The 22,492-nt window shown below is 41.0% G+C and carries 17 protein-coding genes; 12 read left to right on the top strand and 5 right to left on the bottom strand.

Going from position 1 to position 22,492, the window contains the following annotated elements; translation table 11 throughout:
- Positions 1 to 10 precede the first annotated feature (10 nt).
- From HQQ94_RS19330 to HQQ94_RS19275, 12 genes are all read left to right on the top strand, one after another.
- Positions 11 to 2,230 carry a TonB-dependent receptor gene (locus HQQ94_RS19330; protein ID WP_173295957.1) on the top strand — a complete coding sequence of 740 codons (2,220 nt, stop codon included), beginning with the start codon at positions 11 to 13 and terminating at the stop codon, positions 2,228 to 2,230.
- Position 2,231: 1 nt separating this feature from the next.
- Positions 2,232 to 3,011: an ABC transporter ATP-binding protein gene (locus HQQ94_RS19325; protein ID WP_375335723.1), complete on the top strand. Its 780-nt coding sequence runs from the start codon at positions 2,232 to 2,234 to the stop codon at positions 3,009 to 3,011.
- Entirely contained in the window at positions 3,008 to 3,973 is a 966-nt protein-coding gene (locus HQQ94_RS19320; RefSeq protein WP_173295956.1) for an iron-siderophore ABC transporter substrate-binding protein, read from the top strand. The genes HQQ94_RS19325 and HQQ94_RS19320 overlap by 4 nt, the downstream gene beginning before the upstream one ends.
- On the top strand, positions 3,966 to 5,897 hold the full coding sequence (locus tag HQQ94_RS19315) for an iron ABC transporter permease (RefSeq protein ID WP_173295955.1): 1,932 nt from the start codon (positions 3,966 to 3,968) through the stop codon (positions 5,895 to 5,897). Before HQQ94_RS19320 ends, HQQ94_RS19315 begins: the two co-directional genes overlap by 8 nt.
- On the top strand, positions 5,884 to 6,459 hold the full coding sequence (locus HQQ94_RS19310) for a nitroreductase (RefSeq protein WP_173295954.1): 576 nt from the start codon (positions 5,884 to 5,886) through the stop codon (positions 6,457 to 6,459). Before HQQ94_RS19315 ends, HQQ94_RS19310 begins: the two co-directional genes overlap by 14 nt.
- Before the next feature lie 35 nt (positions 6,460 to 6,494).
- A complete protein-coding gene (locus tag HQQ94_RS19305) occupies positions 6,495 to 9,182 on the top strand; it encodes a GNAT family N-acetyltransferase (protein ID WP_173295953.1) in 2,688 nt (895 codons plus the stop codon).
- Positions 9,183 to 9,191: 9 nt separating this feature from the next.
- Positions 9,192 to 10,520 carry a lysine N(6)-hydroxylase/L-ornithine N(5)-oxygenase family protein gene (locus tag HQQ94_RS19300; protein ID WP_254304105.1) on the top strand — a complete coding sequence of 443 codons (1,329 nt, stop codon included), beginning with the start codon at positions 9,192 to 9,194 and terminating at the stop codon, positions 10,518 to 10,520.
- Positions 10,521 to 10,716: 196 nt separating this feature from the next.
- Entirely contained in the window at positions 10,717 to 12,057 is a 1,341-nt protein-coding gene (pmbA, locus tag HQQ94_RS19295; RefSeq protein ID WP_173295952.1) for a metalloprotease PmbA, read from the top strand.
- A gap of 260 nt (positions 12,058 to 12,317) precedes the next feature.
- Positions 12,318 to 12,665, top strand: coding sequence for a metalloregulator ArsR/SmtB family transcription factor (locus HQQ94_RS19290; RefSeq protein ID WP_173295951.1), 348 nt, complete (start codon positions 12,318 to 12,320; stop codon positions 12,663 to 12,665).
- A gap of 56 nt (positions 12,666 to 12,721) precedes the next feature.
- The gene (gene arsB / locus HQQ94_RS19285; protein ID WP_173295950.1) at positions 12,722 to 13,777 is read left to right on the top strand and encodes an ACR3 family arsenite efflux transporter; all 1,056 of its coding nucleotides are present in this window, start codon (positions 12,722 to 12,724) and stop codon (positions 13,775 to 13,777) included.
- 367 nt (positions 13,778 to 14,144) lie between these two features.
- On the top strand, positions 14,145 to 15,965 hold the full coding sequence (locus tag HQQ94_RS19280; RefSeq protein ID WP_173295949.1) for a M20/M25/M40 family metallo-hydrolase: 1,821 nt from the start codon (positions 14,145 to 14,147) through the stop codon (positions 15,963 to 15,965).
- A 336-nt stretch (positions 15,966 to 16,301) separates the two neighbouring features.
- Positions 16,302 to 17,798, top strand: coding sequence for a peptidase (locus tag HQQ94_RS19275; RefSeq protein WP_173295948.1), 1,497 nt, complete (start codon positions 16,302 to 16,304; stop codon positions 17,796 to 17,798).
- Positions 17,799 to 17,953: 155 nt separating this feature from the next.
- On the opposite strand, the gene HQQ94_RS19270 is transcribed toward HQQ94_RS19275, so the two are convergent.
- The 5 genes from HQQ94_RS19270 to HQQ94_RS19250 all read right to left on the bottom strand — a co-directional run bounded on the left by HQQ94_RS19270 (position 17,954) and on the right by HQQ94_RS19250 (position 22,480).
- The gene (locus HQQ94_RS19270; protein ID WP_173295947.1) at positions 17,954 to 18,331 is read right to left on the bottom strand and encodes a hypothetical protein; all 378 of its coding nucleotides are present in this window, start codon (positions 18,329 to 18,331) and stop codon (positions 17,954 to 17,956) included.
- 858 nt (positions 18,332 to 19,189) lie between these two features.
- Positions 19,190 to 20,002: a bifunctional protein-disulfide isomerase/oxidoreductase DsbC gene (dsbC, locus tag HQQ94_RS19265; protein WP_173295946.1), complete on the bottom strand. Its 813-nt coding sequence runs from the start codon at positions 20,000 to 20,002 to the stop codon at positions 19,190 to 19,192.
- Positions 20,003 to 20,118: 116 nt separating this feature from the next.
- Positions 20,119 to 21,075 carry a hypothetical protein gene (locus HQQ94_RS19260; RefSeq protein WP_173295945.1) on the bottom strand — a complete coding sequence of 319 codons (957 nt, stop codon included), beginning with the start codon at positions 21,073 to 21,075 and terminating at the stop codon, positions 20,119 to 20,121.
- 81 nt (positions 21,076 to 21,156) lie between these two features.
- Complete coding sequence (locus HQQ94_RS19255) at positions 21,157 to 21,525, bottom strand: hypothetical protein (RefSeq protein ID WP_173295944.1); 369 nt, start codon at positions 21,523 to 21,525, stop codon at positions 21,157 to 21,159.
- Positions 21,526 to 21,670: 145 nt separating this feature from the next.
- Positions 21,671 to 22,480, bottom strand: a complete 810-nt coding sequence (locus tag HQQ94_RS19250) for a hypothetical protein (protein WP_173295943.1) — start codon at positions 22,478 to 22,480, stop codon at positions 21,671 to 21,673.
- Positions 22,481 to 22,492: the final 12 nt, after the last annotated feature.

The following is a 22,492-nucleotide window of genomic DNA, read 5'->3' as shown; positions in this document are numbered from 1 at the left end:
ATCTACTATTATGAATAACACCACTCGATGCGTGGCTAGCTTGAGCCCGCTTGTGCTACTGGTTTTGGCAAATTTAAGCCAAGCAAGTGAATCGGAAACTATGGTCATTACAGCTAATCGTACAGAAACTGCGATTTCTGATGTGGCAGCGACTATGTGGGTTGTGGATCAATATGAACTAGAAAAAGCGCTGAATACAGGTGCTGATTTAAAGAATGTGCTTGGTCAATTTATCCCCGCTTTCGATTTTGGTAGTAATGCACGAACCAATTTTTCACAAAACTTGCGTGGTCGTACAGCCCTAGTGATGATAGATGGGGTGTCGCTTAATTCAACGCGAAATATCAGTCGTCAGCTTGACAGTATTGACCCATTGAATATTGCGCGAGTAGAGGTACTTTCTGGTGCGACTTCTGTATATGGTGCGGGTGCTGCTGGTGGCATTATTAATATTATAACCAAAAAAGCAGCCAGTGAAGACCTGATGGTAGAAACGAAAATAGGGGCTGCTACGGGTTTTAATAACAGCGATGATCACAGCAAACAAATTGCAGTGGCTCTATCGGGCGGCAGTGAAAAACTGCGGGGAAGAGTGTCTTTCGCTTATTCTGAAACGGGTGGTTTGTATGATGCGAACGGTAATATTGTCCGTCCAGATATTACTCAAACAGATCTGCAGTTTAACGATACCGTAGATGTCATGGCGAACTTTGAGTTTATTGCTGATGAGCAACAATCTTTATCAGTCATCGCACAATATTATAATAGTGAACAGGATACTAATTATTCAACCTATTTAGGTGAAAATCTAATGGGATTGTTTAATCCCGCTCTTATTGAAACACGTGAAGGACTTCAACTTAATGAGCAACCCAACACTGAACGTATGATGTTCAATACCCAGTATCATCATGATGATATTTGGAGTTCGCAATTACTGGTTCAAGCTTATTATCGAAGTGAATCTATCCGTTTTTTCCCATTTCCCACCATTGTCAAGGTTCAAGGCTCACCTTTACCTGGAAGTGCTTATCCCATTTATGGTGCATCTGAGCAAAATACATCGGTCTTAGGCGCAAAACTAGCCTTGATTAAAGAGTTTGAGACTGTCACGGCAACCTTTGGTGTAGATGCTTCTGAGGAATCATTTGATGCAGATCAAACCCTTTTTGATCAAGTAACTTCAGTGAACTCTGGCGGCATGGTGTTCACTCCTGCGCAGAATGTTCAGCGTTATCCTGATGTAGACAGTCGCTATGCTGCGCTCTTTAGTCAATTAGAAATGGAAGTAACACCTGAGCTGTTACTCAGTGGTGGCTTTCGCTATGAGCGCATTAAACATGAAATGGGTGACAATGTCGGTGTGTTACAACAACACCTTAGTCAGTTAGGTTTTTATGGTAACGGGAAACCTGAGACGATTAAGGGAGGGAAAACAGATTACGATGAATGGTTGTTTAATTTTGGCGGTGTCTATCATCTTAACAATGCAATGCAAGTGTGGAGCAATGTCTCACAAGGTTTTGATGTCCCAGATCCTGCTAAGTTTTTTGGTCAAGGTCAGTATGATGGTCCCAATGGTGAAGGCGCCAGTTTAGTCTCATCGACATCTGTTGCTACATCTGAGCTGGAGGGGGTAAAGACGAATTCATTCGAATTGGGTTGGCGTATGGATGATGGTGATATAAACGCACAGGTGGCTGCTTATATTTCACTGTCAGATAAAACAGTCAGCTTTGATAAAACGAGCTATGCAGTACTTGTTGAAGATGATGACAAGCGTATTTATGGGGTCGAAGGCCAAGCTGTTTATCAGCTAAGTGATGCTATTTATACCGGCATAAATGCACATTATGTTAAGAGTGAAACGAAAGTGAACGCTAGCTGGCAAGACTTATCCGCAGCCTACGCTAGCCCCAGCTCAGCGAGTGTGTGGCTTGGTTATGACGAGGTTGATTTTGGTGCAGAGTTAAGAGTCAATAGTTTTTTAAGCTATGAAGATGACGGTGGCGCTAAATTACAGAGCTATACATTAGCAAACCTGAGTACTTATTATGCATTGGCTGTCGGTCGTTTGAATTTTGGTGTGACAAATCTGTTTAATCGAGATTATGAAACATTGTGGAGCCAACGTTCACAGATGTTATATGGCTTAAGTGCACCAAAGGAAATCTTTACTCATAATGGCCAAGGTAGAACGTTTGCCATTAGCTACAGTGCGACTTTTTAGGATGAGATCAGTGCTTACATTTAGCCATGTTTCCTTGCAGATAGAAGGGAAATCAATTCTGAAAAACATGAGTGGTGAGTTTCCTAAGGGGTCGGTAACGGCCTTAATCGGCCCGAACGGCTCAGGTAAATCAACGCTTTTGTCGGTATTAAGCCAGCTTAGGCAGCCTGATGCAGGGGATGTTCTTTTGGGCAAACAATCGCTCGCGAGCTTATCCAGAGCGAAAGTCGCGCGAGAAATAGCATTCATGCCACAGCGAAATCCAGTGCCATCGACATTGTCTGTTGCCGATCTTGTTGCCTTTGGACGTCATCCGCATCGACCTTGGTATCGTCGCCTTAACCCCGAAGATCAACGTTTGATAGATTGGGCTATTACCGCTGCAGGGATTGAACCTTACCGAGACCGTTTGCTTAGTGGATTATCTGGAGGGGAATTACAACGCTGCTGGTTAGCTATGGTACTGGCTCAGGATACGCCGATTTTAATGTTGGATGAGCCAACATCTTGGCTCGATATTAATCATCAGCAAGGCTTACTCGATATTGTCCGTCGACTTAATCGTGAATATAACAAGACGATTATTTGGGTATTGCATGATTTAAATCAAGCACTGCAATACAGTGATCGTGCCATGTTATTAGATCAAGGTGTGATGCTTGCGTCAGGTAAGGTTGATGAGGTGATAACAGCTGAACGTGTGAGTCATGTTTATCGAACCCCTGTTCGTGATCATACCATTGATGGTCAACGTATTTTATTGACTGAGGTGCAGGCATGATGCGTATGATGATTGCCTTGATATTAGCTGTGATGACAAGTGTGTCAGTCGCATCAGAGCCGACTAAGCCCGTTATGGGAGCAAAAGGGCCAATAGAGGTTTGTCTATCGACATGTGTCAGATTAGCTGAGCCTGCGTTACGCGTTGTGGCACTCAATTGGTCGGCTGCTGAAATGTTGTTGTCACTGGGAGTTGAACCCATTGGGGTAACAGAAGCGAAGGGATATCGTAAATGGCAAACCAATCATCCTGAGCTACCTTCAAGTGTTGTCGAAGTTGGGCGCCGACAAGAGCCTAATCTGACTGCAATCGCTAAGCTCAAGCCTGATCTGATCATTGGTTATGATTTTCGTCATCAAGGCTTGTACCCTATGCTTAGCCGTATTGCGCCAACCTTGCTTTACCAGCAGTTTCCTAATATCGATCAAGATGATTTTCGTTATTTTGATTATTCTCAGGTTGTTTTTAAGCAATTAGCGGTTGCAACAAGACAACAGGAAAAAGCAGCGCAGCTGCTATTTACGATGAAGCAAGGCTTGAGTGACTTACGTAAACAGCTTATTGACGCGGGGCTAGAAAATAGCTCCGTGACTTATGGTAAGTTTGTTGGTATGGGATACGGGCTGCGCATTTTTTCAAAACGCAGTTTGGCAGGCTCTGTTGCTCAGCAGCTGGGGTTGAATTATCGCTGGCACTCAAGACTGCCGGGTAAAGATTTTGTCCACTTGCAGTTGGAGCAATTACCAGAGTTGGATGATACGCACCTGCTCCTTGCGGGTAACCAGACTGACAGTGAACGCATGACAAGTTCCCCGGTTTGGCCTCATCTTCCGTTTGTTAAACACGGGCGTTTTTCTGAGGTGCCACCTTTGTGGAGCTTTGGTGGGCCCGTTTCAATTCAACGCATGGCCGAAGCATTTATACACTCATTACTCACTTGGCAAGGGGAGCAACATGGTTAAATACCTTAGTGCCTCTGTGTTTTCTTTAATTGTGGTGATAGTGGGTTACTTGACGACGTCAGCTTCAGTTGTCGATCCCCTTCTTGGTGAGGTAATGTTTAATGCTATTTGGTTACCTACGGTAATGATGGCTATAGTTACGGGCGCCTTGTTAGCAAGCTCTGGTGTATTAATACAAGTCTCTCTTGATAATGACTTTGCATCGCCATCGACTTTAGGCATTGCTTCTGGTGCATTATTAGGTGCGGTTTTAGCTCGAGTTGGTTACCCAGAAGGGGGATTAGTTTTTGTTTGGGGGGCCGCATTTTTAGGCAGCGCTTCAGTTTCTTTAATTGTACTCCTCGTTAGCAGAGTTATCGGTGGTGGAAAATTACCTGTGGTCTTAGTCGGCATGGCGATAGGGCTTAGCGCTGGTGCGGTAGCATCGGTTTTTTTACTCTATTTTGAACATGAAACGGATGGACTTTTTTTATGGGGCAGTGGTCAAGTCCTACAAAGCTCAGCGGGCCCAATATCTCAATTTTCTATTCCTGCTATCGTCACGCTGCTGTTGAGCGTATTGGTATTGCCTAAGCTGTCGCTATTTCAGCTGGGAGAAACCCATGCTCATGCCCTTGGTTTATCTGTTAATCGATGGCGTAGGTGTATTTTATTCCTAGCGGTAGCACAAGCAGCACTGGCGACAGCGATGGTGGGGATGATAGGTTTTATCGGTCTAATGGCTCCTCACCTTGCGCGTCATATAATGGTGAACAAATATCAGGGGCGTAATATTGGGAGCCTGTGGTTAATGTCGCTTATTATTGGTGCGATGTTAGTACTATTGGCTGAATGGTGTTCACGTAGCTTGTTGTTCCTTGGTTACCGTTTACCTACGGGGGCTTTCGCAGCCCTAATCGGAACTCCTTTTTTTCTCATACTCTTGTTTGGTCGCAGTGGTCGAGCACTTGCGGCGACTGAAGAGCAAGTTATTGGTTTGCGCCCTTTGCTTACTTGGTCAGCAACAAAGGTTACGTTATTACTCATTACTGTGTTGGTCGCAACTATTTGGTACTGGAGTGAGCCTACTTCTGCCATTGGCTCTGATTGGGTCAGTAATCGAATCGTACTCGCAGGGTTAGCTGGTTTTGCATTGGCCTGTGGCGGTACCCTACTTCAAACCTTGTTCCGCAATCCGCTAGCTAGCCCAGATATTTCTGGGGTCAGTACTTGCGCGGTAATGTTTATTGCCTGTTTGTTGGTGGTTTATCCAGGGGCAAGCCAAGGGTTACTCACATTAGCGGGTTTAGCAGGTGCATTGATGGTGATTGGCTTGTTGTTTTGGGGGTTAAAACTTCAACTCAGCGTCTCTCAACTTGCGCTGTTTGGTATTGTCATTTCTGCTTTTACTGGCACGGCAACTCATATTTTGCTGACCTTTGGCAGTACGACCTCAACGGTGACGCTGATGTGGTTGTCAGGCACAACCTATGGTGCATCAGCGCAAAGCATTGTCCCACTGGCAGCGACACTCTTGGTCGCGTTAATGATGATAGCCCCAATATTGCGTAGCTTAGACATTATGCCGCTTGGTGAGATTATTCCTCAAGTCGTGGGCGTTGCTTTGAGGCCTTATCGATTGATGTTGTTAGCCGTTGCGGCAACATTGACCGCGGTTGCTATCTCCAGTGTCGGTGCGATCAGCTTTGTTGGTTTGTTGGCCCCTCATTGCGCGCGTCTGCTTGGTTTGTATCGGCATGTACATCTTATTCCTGCTGCGGGTCTTACTGGGGCAATTTTACTGATATGGGCCGATGGCCTAGGTCGCAGTTTAATGCCGCCTTTTGAGATTGCTGCGGGCTTAGTGGTGTCTATCTTGGGTAGCTTCTACTTCTTACTTTTGCTTTTTATTGGGTATCGAAAACAAAGTTATGGAACTAATTGAATTTTTACAACAGCGCGTCTCTTATCACGTTCATGAATTGATGCAGCCCTCTCCTGCTGGAGAGCAGCTGGATGCTATTTTACAAACGGCAATGAGTACGCCAGATCACGGACATTTAACCCCTTGGCATTTCTTGGTCATTGAGCGTCAACAGGTTAATGAGCTTGTGGAGTTATTGGGCAGGGCGTGGGCGGCTTCTGAAGTTAATATCGATATGAGTCAAGTGAATCGTTTGGCTAATTATTTGCGCCAAGCTCCGATGTTGGTGTTAGTGTCTGCTGCAGTGAAAGCACACAAAGAGATATCTCGACAAGATCAGGTGTTATCTGCAGCTGCCGCTTGCCAAATGATTTTGTTGGCTGCTGATGCAAGTGGCTTTGGTGGAATTTGGTATTCGACTGAAGCGGCTGATTTACCCAATGTAAGGGAACAACTCGGATTAAACGAGAGTCATGTGCCTGTAGGCTTTTTGGTATTGGGAACCCCTCAAGAAAAGCGCATTAAGCATCGCCACAGTGCTAAGAAGTATACTGTTAAGTGGTTGATAGAAGAGACATCGTAAGTGTCTCATCACGGCAGATAATATAGGAGTCATTCATGATACACCTTTTAACGATGCAGCATTTCCTCAATAGCCTGCTGCTAGAAACTTCGTGCGTGAACATTATAGCGCAAAGACTCACATTGACGTTGAATGATGGAAGGAAGCTTGATATACCGCTTAATTATGTATCACCGTCTGGACGTCATCGATACACAGGACAAGTCCTTCTTAACGATGCTACGTTAGTACAAGCGATTAGTTTTGAACATGCAATACCACTGTTGCTCGATACGTGTTTTAGTGGCATCAGTGAACAGAAAAAATCACAGTTTCTTCAACGTGTACTTAATTCTGATGATTATATACACCGCGCGAGTGATGCACTTATTCAGCGTTCTCAAGGTGAGCAGCTTAGCGGTGGTTTTATCGCTTTAGAGCAAAGTTTAGTCGGTGGGCACAGTATGCATCCAGCGCCTAAGTGTAATGAACCATTGTTACAAGATGAACAAGAAGCTTATCTACCTGAATTTGGTAGACAGTTTGCGATTGAATGGTTTGCCGTAAAACAGGAGCGTTTGGTTGGTGAGTTTGTTGGTGGCTGTCTTGAAGAAGAGCTAATGGCTTTCTTTAAAAACGCAACAGGCAAACAGATGAATGTGCTACCTGATGATACTTGGTTGCCATTGCCTATGCACCCGCTACAGGCAAGAGAATGGCGACTTATGCAGTCTGCCCAACAGATTGCTGAGGGTAGCGTTATTGATCTGAAGTTAAGGAGTGGAGGTTGGACGGCAACCTCATCTTCACGTGCGATTTATCACCCTGATTGTCGTTGGATGTTGAAAGTGTCATTGCCAGTGCGGTTGACTAACTCATTACGATTGATGACAGAGCCTGAAGCGCGCCGAGGTATACAATTCAGTAAGTTGATGGCGACACCTGCTGCAGAGGAGCTTAAGCAGCGTTTTGAACGCGCTTACTTTATTGAAGAGCCAATGTGGTGCTCAGTACTTGGAGACAATGAAGCAGTGCTAGATTTACCTCTTGTGTGTTTTCGCGACAATCTTTTTTATTCTGGCTCAGATGATGAACAGGCATTAGACGCCCAGCGTTTTTATATGCTGGCCACGTTAAATCAAAACCCTATACCTGATAGCGATGGTCATTTACTCACCTGGTTCAAAGATTATGCTGAGCATAATGGCTGCTCAATGAGTGAAACTGCCTGTCATTGGATGCAGGCTTTTATGGATAAGGTGATATCACCTTTATGTGTGGCACGTTCTGATTATGGCATTGTGGTGTTGGCGCATCAGCAAAATCTGTTGATTGAAATAGACGAAGGGATGCCTATTGGTGTTGGCATTAGAGATTGCCAAGGCTTTGGTTTGACATCACAGGCCAAACAGTCTTTTCCTCAAGTATTAGATCATGAAGCGCCTGAATATTACATGGAAGCGGCGCAACTTAATCCTTACCATGCGTATTATGTGATAGGAAATAGCTTACTCAATACCATCGCGGCGATTGCCGCATCGGGCGCAGTGGATGAAGTTAGGCTGTGGGCTTTATGTCGAGATCATTTTGATCGTCTGCTTAAGCAAAGCCCCAAAGATGATTCTTTTTATCGCTATATTTTGTTCTCACCAACACTCGGTTGGAAACGTAATTTCTTCTGTTTTCTCTTTGATTATAATGAGGCGACGCTTGATGATCCCACGAGCATATATTGTGATATTGCCAATCCCTTATGTTGGCCACAAGCTCAAACATCAGAAAATCGTATTCATAAGCCATTGCCAGGAGGGCGTCAATTGACGCTGGTTGATCACGAAAAAAACCAGTCATCTCTGAGGTTTACTATTAAAGAATTAGGTCAGAGTTTGGCCAGATTTTATGCTGTGATGCAAAATGATACCTGTTGTGAACTTCATTGTGAGCAAGTTGACTTTTATGATCTTTGGGTGTGGTGGAGCGGGCTAGAACATGCATTTTTTAGCTTGTCTGTGCAAAAAGTTGTTGTGACTAATTGGCCTGAAGGTGAAAAGCATATTTCACTCAGCGAATTTCTCGAATTAGCTCCGATATGGCTGCATGCACTACAAGATAATACTCCAATTAGATTGACTGAAGCGGGAAATGGCGCTGTGCATCCGGTAAGGCCACCTCATCCAAGTGGTATTGTTTTTCAGCGTTATTACTATCATTTGAAACGGGTTCTGACGTTTCGCGTGATTGATGTGGACAGAGATCTTATGGCATTCCACCGTTGGCATAATGAACCTAGCGTAGCCAAGATGTGGGAGTTAGAAGGAGCTCTCGAACTGCACCGCAATTACTTACTTAAACAGAAAAAAGATAAACATGCTTATAGTGTTATTGGTGAATTTGACGGCGTGTCATTTGGGTATTTTGAGGTGTATTGGGCCGCAGAAGATCGGATTGGCCCACATTACCAATATGGCCAGTTTGATAAAGGGTTGCATATGTTAGTCGGTAAAATGGCTTACCGAGGTGGAACCTATTTTGATACGTGGGGACGAGCGATACTTCAGTTCTGTTTCCAGCAAGAGGAAAGGATGGAGTCGATTGTAGGCGAGCCGAGAGCAGATAATCATCGAGTACAGAAACTCAATGCTAGAGTGGGAATGGAGAAGTTATTTGAATTTGATTTTCCACATAAGCGATCAGCATTGCTTTTGTGTGGGCGCGAACGTTTTTTCCAACAATTCGTATTTTAGGGATTAATTATGACCATGAATAATGGTAATCAGCAGCAAACAAAAATCTATGACATGATTGGAGTTGGTATCGGGCCATTCAACTTGAGTATTGCGGCATTATCAGCAGGTAAAGCCGAATGTTCTACCCTGTTTCTTGATAAAAAGTCTCACTTTGCTTGGCATCCAGGTCTGTTGCTGAATGACGCTAAAATGCAGACGTCATTTTTGAAAGATTTGGTGACAGCGGTTGAGCCAACCAGTTGTTATAGTTTTTTAAATTATCTGGTGGCGAATCGAAAGTTTTATCCTTTTATGGCATCAGGTCAGACGACGATAGGACGTTTGGAATTTTCTGATTACTTAAGTTGGGTCGCAAATCAATTACCTAATGTGCAGTTTAGTAAGGAGGTGACAGGGATTGAATATACAGGCGGTGTGTTTAAGGTTTCAGTGGATGAACAGAGTTATTTTGCTCATCATTTAGTCATGGGCACAGGTGCAGTACCTACGCTGCCTGAGTGTGCGACGTCATTTGTAGGCGATACTTGTTTCCATGCCAGTGAACTTGCACTGCGTGATCCTAACTTTACGGGCAAGCGAGTGGCCATAATTGGTGGTGGGCAAACCGGAGCAGATGTTTTTCAGCATAGTTTTGATCGTCAATTTGGCTCCGTCAGAGCACTACATTGGGTATCAAGGCGAGCCAACATTGAAATGCTCGATGAAGGATGTTTTACCGATCAATATTTCATGCCTGATTATGTGAATAGTTTCTATCAATTAGATCAAGAGGTTAAATCTCATGAAGTGGAGCGACAAAAACTCACAAGCGACGGTATCACCAGTGAGTGTCTAAAGGGTATTTATCAGCGTTTGTATCATGATAAATATGTATTGAGAAAACCCTCTTGGTGGAGTATTCAACCAAATCGTTCTTTGATTGCAATGCGCCAAGATGAGCAAGGTTATCATCTAACGCTTACCCATGGTCTGACTGATGAAAAGAGTGAAGTCATTGCGGATGTTGTGGTTATGTGTACAGGTTTTAAACGTGTTACTCCGCATTGTTTACAATCGCTACATGAGCAGATTGAATGGGATGAGCAAGGTAGACCAACATTATCGCCGGATTTTTCTGTTAAATGGCAAGGTGATGCTCACAATCGAATTTATATGGTTAATGCAGGTATCGCTTCACATGGTATTGCCGAGCCGCAGCTAAGTTTAGCCGCATGGCGCGCCGCACGCATTCTTAATCATGTTGTGGGGAAAACCATTTATGATCCAGTTGAACACGCTAGTGTTATCGATTGGGGCTTAGGATCTTGCTCAAATCCTATGCGTGTCTCGTTATGATTAACCATTTATGATAACAATAAAATGCACATTAATTTGTACATCATAAGCAATTACAGCTGCTATTTTTTGGTTGCTAAATGTACACTGACAGTGTTGAACAGATCACTTTGTTATACTGACAGGCATTATTTAATGTGATTGCTAATTGGGTTTGTTATGCTTACTCAATTCCTGATAATAAAAGAGCATATTTGTGACTATACCTAGTATTGACCTTGAATTAGATTCATTAAAAAACGCCGTATCTATGGCCTTAGAGTATGCAAATAAACTCGGCAGTACAGCGGCTGAGGTGGCGATCAGTAAGCAACAAGGATTATCTGTTTCAACCCGACTTAAGGAAGTTGAAACCGTTGAGTTTAATAAAGATGGCGCGTTAGGTATTACGTTATTTCGTGATGGTTGCAAAGGGAGTTCATCTACGTCAGATTTAAGTCCAGAGGCCATTAAATTAGCGGTTAAAGCAGCCGATGATATTGCCAAATTCACCTCTAGCGACCCGTATAATGGCTTAGCTGAAGCTGAATTAATGGCGAATAACTTTCCTGATCTTGATTTGTATCATCCGCAAGATATTTCGGCTAAACAATTAACAGAATTAGCGGCTCGTTCAGAAGAAGCTGCATTAGATGTGGATAGTCGCATTACTAATTCTGATGGAGCCAGTGCCAACGCCCATACAGGTGTGAAAGTTTATGGTAATAGTCATGGTTTTCTTGATGGTTTTTCCACTTCACGTTTCAGCTTAAGTTGTGTTGTTATTGGTGAAAGTGATGGCAATATGCAGCGAGACTATGATTATACTATTTCGCGTAATTTTAACGAGCTAGTGTCAGCCGAAGCCGTCGGAAAAAAGGCGTCAGAGAAAACATTAGGCCGTTTAGGTAGCCGTAAAATAGCCACCACTGAGCTGCCTATTTTATTGGCTCCTGAGATAGCCACGGGCTTAATCGGTCACTTAATTGGGGCGATTAGTGGTGGAAGTTTATATCGTAAATCTAGTTTTTTACTTGACTCTATCGATACTCAAATATTCCCAGATTGGTTTTCAATTGAGGAACAACCTCATCTTAAGGGCGCGCTTGCCAGTGCCATATACGATAGCGAAGGGGTAGCAACACAAGATCGTAGTATTGTTAAAGATGGCATCCTATCGACTTATCTGCTTACCAGTTACTCTGCACGTAAGCTTGGTCTTAAGAATACTGGCCATGCAGGTGGTATATACAATTGGACCTTGTCCCATACCGGGCAAACATTCGATGAATTGGTGAAGCAAATGGGCACCGGCGTGATCGTCACGGAGGTGATGGGGCAAGGTGTTAATGGCGTAACGGGGGATTATTCCCGTGGTGCTTCTGGTTTTTATGTTGAAAACGGCATAGTGCTTTATCCAGTAGAAGAATTTACCATTGCTGGTAATCTTAAAGATATGTTCCAAAATATTGTTGCAGTCAGTAGCGATCGCGATTTACGTTCATCGGTTCGTACTGGCGGGATTTTATTGAGTGATATGAAGATCGCAGGGAGTTAAACACGAACATTTCTAGGTTACGGGTTTGATACTAAAATCAGTTAAACATAAAAGCCCTTTTGGGCTTTTTTTGATCTATGTCTCTGATTATCTAGAGATGATTGACAACTTTTCTTATATATTAACATCTTATGATGCTTAGCCAATTTAGGGTACTAATTTAACAGAAACTTAAATGTGATGAAATTAAACTTTAATATACGAATATTCATATATATGATTATTCATATGTTTAGGTTTGTATATTGATAAGGTTAATCATGACAGCTTTGGATTTGTTTAAAACGCTCAGTGATGAGACTCGCTTACGTAGCTTGCTACTTATTCACGCGGAGCAAGAGCTGTGTGTTTGTGAATTAATGCAAGCGCTAGAAGAGAGCCAGCCCAAGGTATCGAGGCATTTAGCCCTATTACGTAAAGTGGGATTATTGCATGATAAACGTCAAGGGCAGTGGGTGTTCTATCGGGTTAATCCGAATCTACCGACTTGGATGCATCAAGTGATTAATGCAACTTACTTGGCCAATGGAGATTTGATTGCACTTAATCTTGCACGTCTTAAGTTGATGGGGGATAGGCCTAATCGAGTGAAAATTTGCTGCGATTAGCGGATGCCATTCCTACATATTGATAGTGTTAAGTTGTAAAGATGAGGGGGTAAACGATGGGACTTTTTGAGCGTTATCTGAGTGTTTGGATTGGGTTGAGTATTGTGACTGGGCTGGTTTTAGGTAGCCTTGTTCCAAATCTATTTATATTGGTGGCCTCAATTGAATATGCTCATGTGAATTTAGTCATAGCTATGCTCATCTGGATAATGATTTATCCTATGATGGTGCAGATAGATTTTACTGCGGTAAAAGATGTGAGAAAAAGCCCTAGAGGTTTATGGTTGACATTGGCGATTAACTGGTTGATTAAACCCTTTACGATGGCATTATTAGCGTGGTTTTTTTTCAAGGTACTGTTTATTCATTGGGTCGATCCTCAGACGGCAACAGAATATATAGCAGGCATGATTTTACTCGGGGTTGCGCCATGTACTGCGATGGTATTTGTGTGGAGTCAACTGACTCAAGGCGATCCTAACTATACCTTGGTGCAAGTGTCGGTCAATGATCTCATTATGGTGATTGCCTTTGCACCTATTTGTGCTCTTTTACTCGGCGTGAGTGATATTCAGGTACCATGGGAGACATTGCTTTCCTCTGTCTTTCTCTATGTAGTCTTGCCTTTGGCTGCAGGAGTATTGACGCGTCGGAAGTTAGAGGCGAGAGATAAAACTGTCGAGAAGGCCGCGTTAATATCATTTGTGGCGATGCTTAAACCTTGGTCTATGATAGGCTTATTGGCGACGGTTGTATTATTATTTGGGCTTCAGGCGCAAACCATTATAGATGAACCACAGCATATTTTATTGATAGCGATCCCTTTATTAATTCAGACTTACGGTATTTTCTTTATTGCTTATTATGCAGCGAGAAAATTGAAGTTGAAACATAAGATCGCCGCGCCAGCATGTATGATCGCCACTTCAAATTTTTTTGAACTTGCTGTTGCAGTAGCAATCTCATTGTTTGGTTTACACTCTGGAGCGGCGTTAGCGACAGTTGTTGGTGTATTAGTTGAGGTCCCTGTCATGGTTTCACTGGTGGCATTTGTGAATCGAAACAGACAAAAGTTTGAGGATAATATCAGTGGTGATGAAAAAGTAATGTAAGATCTACTTTATTATTTTTTGCTATGAACTATTCATTTTATCTTCAATTAGTCGTTAGTCATAGTGGGTGTGATAAGCCTATAGTTACTAGACAATGGATTGTCTTAGGATAAAGTTTCGGCGTGTTTGCATTTCAATAAGGACAGGCTGAAATTATATTTCTATAACACTAAAGTATTAATTGAAGTTATTAATACTATATTTTTAATAAATATATGCTTTAAAATAGTGAGTTCTTCTCATATACAAAATTATCTCCTTAGATAGAATAATTAGGATATTAAATTATTATTTTCAATGTTGAGTTCGAAACAGCTTCGAGCGAACACTGTGATAGTTTTAGCCCCCTACTTATTTGGAGTAAAGTATGAAAATCTATAACTTACTACCCACTTTATTAGTGGCATTATCGCCATTAGCAACGCAAGCAAAGGATGTCTGGATCTTAGTGGATGGCGATGCGACTCAAACTCTTAAAACCCTACAGTTTAGTAAAAATCAATTATCTAGTATTACACCCAGCAACGGAAAACTGGTTACTCAAATCAATGAAGATCACATTCTTGAATTGAGTGAGCTTATGCATGAGGAGCATAAACGCTGTGGTGGATTTACAGTTCACAACAGTATCAAAGAGGCCGTTGAGGCCAGTAAACAGCCCCTGAACCTGACTCACTTCAGTATACCTACACAGTTGAATCAAGGGGAAAAGGTTAATCGAGCATTGCCGCTATTGTCAGCAAATAAAATAACAAACACGATTTCTTCAATGTCTGAGTTTACGAATCGTTACTATCGAACCAGTCATGGAGAAAATGCTGCTAATTGGGTTAAAGATCAATGGGCGGGCATGGCAGAGGGGATTAGCTGGGCTTCGGCTTCGGCTCGAGAGCACAATGATTGGCGTCAGGATTCCGTTATCCTAACACTCACTGGTAGCACAAAGCCCGATGAAATTGTCATCATTGGTGGTCATTTAGATTCTATTAATGGTTACACTGATGAAAATAAGCGCGCACCGGGAGCCGATGATAACGCATCGGGTATTGGGACGATAACTGAAGTGATTAGGGTCTTTTTAGAAACAGGTCAACAACCAGATAGAACCATTAAATTTATGGCTTATGCCGCAGAAGAAGTGGGTTTACTAGGCAGTGCTGAAATTGCATCGGTTGCTAGAAATAATAACGATAATATTATCGCTGTGATGCAGTTGGATATGACAGGTTTCATTGGCGGTGAAGAAGATATCGTGTTGATGAATGATTACACTGACAGTAATCTAAACAGCTTTCTTGCATTACTCATGGATACCTACCAAAGCGATATTAATTATACCTATGATCGTTGTGGTTATGGTTGCTCAGATCATGCTTCTTGGCATGCCCAAGGCTATCCAGCATCTATGCCTTTTGAAGCTAAATTTAATGACTACAACCCTGATATCCATAGCAGTAGAGATACTTTAGATAAACTTGATGTGACCATGGAACATGCGTTGAATTTTGCTAAACTTGCCATGAGTTACGCTATTGAACTGGGTTTTCAAGTTGATGATCCAACGCCTCCGAGTGTACCCGTTCTCGAAAATGGAGTGCCAGTTACCGGACTTGCGGGCAATAGAGGTAGCGAAAAACATTACAAATTTGTTGTACCTGCAGGATCAGAAGAAGCAAAGGTAGCAATTTGGGGCAGTAATGGTGATGCTGATTTGTATGTTAAAAAAGGGGCTACACCGACAACATCTAATTATGACTGTAGACCTTACACTATAGGCAGTAACGAGACGTGTTTATTTGATGAAGAGCCCGCTGGTGATTATTTCGTTATGGCTCGAGGCTACAAAGATTACACTAATTTAACCTTAAAGGCCTCTTATGGCAGTGGTGGGGTTAGTGGCAGTGAAACGGATCTCTCAGGTGCGGTACGCAGCTGGAGCTATTATCAAATCACAGTACCTGAAGGGACTACTGATTTGAATGTGTCAGTGTCTGGTGGGGCTGGCGATGTTGATTTGTATTTACGCAAAGCAAGAAAACCTCAAAAGTTACGATTTGATTGCCGTTCTCAAGAGGGCGGTAATGACAAGCAATGCAGTATCGATAGCCCAGGTGCAGATATCTGGTATGTAGGTTTATATGGGAAAACTGATTTTTTAGATGTTAATTTGAACTGGAATTACAAGTAATCGGTCCATGCTAATCTTATCAATTATGTGAGGGCGACATTGGTTGTCCTCATATAATTTAGACAATAGGTAAGCCGTATTAGATAAAGATTTTAATTTTAGATTGGTTAGTATTAACCTAGTTTATTATTTTTAATAAAATAGAACTAAATTGTATTTGTCACACTTTATCTATTGATATTGGATATATATGTGAAAATGGTTTTGGGGTAATTTAATTTTACAGTATTTTTTATATTTTAATTCAACGTGAGCAATCGATTACGCTGTTGTTTTAATATGGGGTGGTAAAGTGATTATATCTTCACTTTATATATAATTGAAATTGGCATTGATATGGAAGTAATTAAGTTGATTAATAATAAAGTAATTTTTAGTGCACTTGTTGTTGTGGCAAGCCAGCAAGCTATGGCTGAAAGCACATCAAAAAAAATATATGATTTCATGCAAGACTTTCATAATAATCCACGAGAGGTGATGGAAAGGCTACCAATACATAGTCAGCCATCATCACGATTCAGTGATGAGGATATAAAAACGGGTCATTTTATTGAAATAAAAGATCAATACCGTCAACGTATTATTGGTGATATGCCAGGAGCAGTAATCAATACAGCGAATGATGATCCTAAAAAAGTAGTAGATAACCCTAATACCTTTTTAAGTAATATATATGAAATAGATCAGCAAATTCCTCGTAAACACAGGTTACCCGTTCAACCTTGGTCTGATTCATATTGGCCAATTTATTCCGGTGGTTTAGCTTTTCGCTATGCAGACAGAGATTTACAGCAAACATCGCCACAAAATTGGAAAGAGTACTTTGATTTTTCAACAGTAACTAAACCTGTGAGTGATTATATTGGTTATGTACGAAAAGATTTATCACCCGCAGAAAAATATGACTTACTTGTTGGTGATGAAAAGTTCAACTTAACTAAAAAAAACTGGCAAGCAGGTCAAGCTTATTATGACAAGAACTGGCCTGTTCAACGTTGGGAGGGGTATTGTCATGGTTGGGCCCCCGCAGCTTATATGATGTCTCGGCCAGCAAAAACGATAACGGTACAAGATGCCTCGGGTGAAGATTTAACATTTTACCCTGCAGATATTAAAGCCCTTGGTACCCTGTTATGGGCTAGTGGCTCGTATGCTCAGAACGTGATTGGTGGACGATGTAATATCCAAAATCCTAAAAAAGATGCCAATGGTAGAATATTAGATCAAAACTGCTTTGATAATAATCCGGGTAGCTGGCACATTGCGGTGCTGAACCAAATCGGTTTAAACGAGCGTAGTTTAGTCATGGATGCAACCTATGATTTTCAAGTCTGGAATCAGCCAATTCTTAGCTATGATGTCACCTATTTTAATCCTCAAACTGGGCGACACTATGCAAATTTATCTCAGGCAATAGTATCTCGTGAACAGTATACACAGGATAAATTTGAAGATTACCGTAGCCCTTTGGCAACCCAATTTGTTGGGGTGAAAATGAACCTGCGTTACATGGCTGAAACCAATCCTAGAAATAGAGAATATGACTCTACAAGGAATGATGCGAGTTCACTGGTGAGCTATCATTATGATTTAGAATTAAATAATGACGGTAAAATTATCGGTGGTGAGTGGTTTAGTAACATGCATCCTGATTTTTTATGGTCAGTTAAGAAAGGCGCTAAGGTACGCTCACGTTATAATGGGACGGGTGTATGGGCTGAAGGACAAAGTGTTCCAGCGTCTTGGCATGCTGCAGCAGTTAACGCATCAAAGTATAATCAACCTATCTCTTCAGTGGTTGAAGAGCTCTTTAGGCGTTCGGCTAACAATTGATCTTTAGCGATTAACTTATTGATTAGGGGATACGTTTCGACCATAGGTTGGAACGTATTATTTTTAAATGATTGAATGGTAAGATGATGAACATGAAAATATGCATGCTCATCATTAAATACCGAAGTGATAATCAGTTTATATTTTGTCTTATATTAAATTGCAGACCAGGTATTCATTTCGAAAACGTTATCATAATATTTATCACCACCTTCACATACATCATTCTGACCTGATACAGCAAGATATGTTTTATTCTCGTATGACTCTTTTAGCATCTGGTATTGAATATTAATAATTGGATTTGAACCATCAATATTCCAATCTATATCCGCACCATTAGTCATGCACTTTTCAACTGTCGAAGACTCAGGATTGATTAACTTTAAGCGGAAATAAATCTTAGCTGGAGAGTCTTTATCACCTGAGCGAGTGATTAACTCGCTGACAGAACCATATACTTTATTTGCGGCACTCGCATTGACAGAGACTATGCTTGCAAGAATGAGTGCTGCAGTTATTTTTATTTTCATGTATATTCCATTATTTATATTGATACTTCATTACCCATAAATGAGATTGTCATTTTAGGTGCGTTTATATTGATCCGCGTATTTCACGAAAAATAATAACTGATAATTATTTTAATTTCTACTCGAGTTAGTTGTGCTCTAGTTAAATTGTCAATGTTAATTATGACTATGTGAACAGGGTTATCAAGGTCAACTTAATACTAATTTATTAGACGAAGCATTAGGGTGTGAGTGATAATTAAATAGGATTTAAAGCTGTTTTAGTTAATTCAAGTGGTTTTTATTTCTATGTAAGCCTAAAATCATCTAACTATATGTTTAACGTAGCGGTTAACTAAATAATGAGTATTTTTTGGATGTTGTAAGTTTAATGATTGATTAAATAAAATTTAAATTTTATTGTCTATTAAAAGTAGTCATTAGTGCCATTGTTCTCTTTTATGATGTTACAAATGGTGCTAAATAACAAATAGTTAGCTGCTCTGCCTATTGTCATTCATCCTGATGTTTGTTCTGGATTTAACCTTAATTCTAACAAGGATCTGACGTGCTCTTTTAAGCTTGCAGAACATTTAGTGGCCTAACTACGGTGTATTTATATTTACTGCTGAGCAGCCTTGGGACAATATACCGTGTTTGAAAATCAACTTTTTACGACAAAAAGCCTCATTTTGTTAAGAGCACTCGGTTTTATCTCATGAGCCGATAGTCGCAGAACGTGAACGCTCACTAGAATGTAGATATGTTATTGATTAACAATGGCTGACTATGATTTTGGAATGAATGACTGCCACACATAAGTCATCCCTATTAGAATATGAATAGGGATTATTTTATCTGTAGGTTTGGGCAGATCAGTTACAGCTTAATACCTAGCTGCTTCGCAAGTTCCTCGGGGGGGACATAACCTGCCAGCAGTGAACCATCTTCTAAGAACAAGGCTGGTGTGCCGTTAACACCAATGGCATTACCCAGTTGATAATGATCTTCCACTTTATTGTTACAGCTAGTCTCTGTTATATGATCACCGGCTTTTGCCATTGTCATTGCTTTTTGCTGATCTTTAGCACACCACACAGACTGCATGGTCTTATAGGTGGCTGAATTCACACCGGCTCGAGGGTATGCCATATAACGGATACTGATCCCTTTTGCATTATATTCATCTATTTGGCTATGGAGTTTGCGGCAATAACCGCAGTCAATGTCGGTAAATACTGTCACTGTGTGTTTTGGGTGTTCAGCGGCATAAAGAATGCCTGAATCCAGATGTTTTTCAAGTTCTGTGACTCGCATCTTGGCCATACTGGTTTCACTCAGATTCTCCATATCATTGTCAATATCGTAGATGTTGCCTTGAATAAGGTAACGGCCATCACCACTGATATAAATCAAACCTCGGCTGGTCATCACCTCATACATGTCATTGACGGGCATTTTTTTTAGCTCATTAACGGTTTCTCCAGTGACTTCAGCAATTCTCAGTTTGATCTTTTCAGCTAGCTTACTCTTGGTAAGATTATTGGCACTGCTGGCGATACTCTTGTTGGCATTAGTATCCATATGAGTATCAATAGTCGTGGCTGTAATGGCCGTTATCGGCATAAGTAAAAAAGTACCGGCAATAGCGGTTGCTATTAATTTATGACTTAGGCTTAGAGTTGTGTTCATTGTTTTTTCTGTCCTTAGTGGCCCGATATCAGCGTTAACTCATTCATCGGCCAGTTTGAAATGAGTTAACCTCAACGCGCAATAATGAGAGTTGAGGTAGTTCATACATGGGTTAATTAATTCTCTATTAATTGGCTACAACGGAGTTCGCCTGTATAAACATTAGTTTTTGGATTAATTTTCGGCACCATATTTTTGATCCGCATATAATCGTAATCTCGCATGTTGATTTTATTTTCTTGTAATGCTGTGATCCTGACATCTTCACAGCGTTGATCTGGTGCAGATAATAGCGCTGGAGTTGGAATAATATAATCACAATCGATGTTAAAGTTATCAGATTCTGCTTGTAAAGAAATGCTCGCGACCTTAGTCACATCTTCTTTGCTGTATTCAAATATATTTTCCCCTAGGGTTAGACGTGATGCTTTATCGCCAAGTAAGGTTAAGTTGGTTTGGTTAAATAGCTTTATCTGGCTAGGGCCCACGAGTTGACTCACCTTGACAGTTAGCTGATAGCCTTTATCTGATACTTGAGCATAACAAATTAAACCATCGGGGCTACTTTCAGATAAACAGCCCTGCCAGTTATCCATCGTTGTACTATCGATAACCGACTCATCGACATTTTTTGCCAGCTGATCGAATAAAATATAACTGGCTGCCGTACCGGTATAATTATTATCAGTATCTTGACAGGTATTTTCTTGCCATGTCGCAAGTGAACTCATAGAACTAGGACCTAAAGTCAACTCATTATTCAGTTCATCCAATAATTGCGCTGATACTTGTTGTGGCTCAGCCCCACATAACCATTTTTTCAATACTAAACGTTTACCAAAATTTGGAGTGACTTTGACTTCATCTAAAATAGATTGTGCCAAAATACTATCGCATTGCTGCACTTCGGCCGCTTTTGCCATCGGTTTATCTGGATTGATATCACTATTTTCTATCGCAGGTTTACTTGGACTATTAGTATCGCTGCCAGAGTTTAAGTTGGAGTCTGAGGAGCCACCGCCACAGCCAGTGATACTTAAGAGTAAAAGGGCAGGTAAAAATTTATTTATCAAAATATAAGTTCCTTTATGTTTATAAAATGCAGTTAATTAAAGTCATTTTTTAATTAACTGGCATCTTGACATATTAATTGGTTACTGTGCTATACAATAAATTTTATTAGTATTACTGCCTAGTTCACATGAGCCGCCGACTGCCGTTGGCGCAATAAGCCAGTCATTAAAGTTTGCGGGGTTAAAAAAAGATGGGTATTTCGGTCTCCTACGCAATGAACCATTATCATCATACATATAAAAATCTAAGTCTCTACTGGTTATATGACCACATGCCCTAGCCCAATTAAGCCGACCTCTAGCTTGTAATGGGGTCAAAAGATCCAGTTCATTACAACGTTTGTTCATTTCTATTCCATCAGGTATTGCTGCGACAGAATTTAATGCAGTAAAAGAGCACAAGGTTAGGGCTGATGCTGTTAAAAATGTTTTATAGTGTTTTAATTTCATCGTGAATCCTTTTAAATTTTAAATAAATAGTTGTAAAAAAGTCACCAAAATAATTATGTGAATAAGTGGTCATTCAGCGACTAAGCTCATGAGTAATATTTTTTGTATATGAGGTTATATTTTCTTACTTAAGTCTACCAATATTCTAATGTTCAGTTTTAAATTTATCTGGTTGCCTTTGTTTTAATTTTCTAGCAAGCTTCTCGGTTCTATCAAGCATTATTTTTTGTTGAAATCTAGCTTTGTTATCGATATAAGCCAGCAGTTGTTGATGTTTATCATCTCCAGAATTCGCGCTTTTATATTCGTCCCAAAGTTCGGGTTGGAATACTGCTAAATCTAGGCCAATTTCTATTTTGTCGCCTAGGAGAGATTTTTTCAACTCTGGGCCTTGTTCATTTCTTACTGTGGGATGATTAAGGACTTCAGTGGCAAGTTCAATGGCAAGATCAAATTGTGATGAATTGTACTTACCAGAGATGATACTGCTGAGATAATAAAGTGCATCTAATCTGGCTCGTTCTTTGACATAATCAATTTTATTTTCAGTCACTTTAGCAAGTAACACTTTCTCTGTAACTGCTAACAATTTACCAGAATCAATGAGTAATTTGTAATTTTCTCTTTCTGCTTTGGTGTTGAGGGCTTTATTGTTGAGTTCAAAAAATGGTTGAAAGGCTTTGCTGGGCTTGCGCCACTCCTCTACAGGGATTGTCTCAGGTAGTGCTTCTTCAACCAATATCACATCGTCTTTGGCGGGAGCAATAATGGCCGTTATCAATTCCTGCGGAGTCTTTTCTTTGTTAATGACAGGCGTGAGTCGAACAGGCGTTGTTGCTACAATACTTTTCAGTTTAGCTTCAGAATTATTAACGAGAAGGTTAGTGTTGTTATTTATGACCAACAACAAAGCTGCCAACCCCGCCACCAAAAGGAGTATCCATTTATTATTCATTTCTTATTATCC

Source organism: Shewanella sp. VB17 (assembly GCF_013248905.1).
In the GTDB taxonomy this organism is placed as follows: Bacteria; Pseudomonadota; Gammaproteobacteria; order Enterobacterales; family Shewanellaceae; genus Shewanella.
The sequence above is the reverse complement of the archived record's forward strand: the minus strand, read 5'-3'. Positions and strand labels throughout refer to the sequence as shown.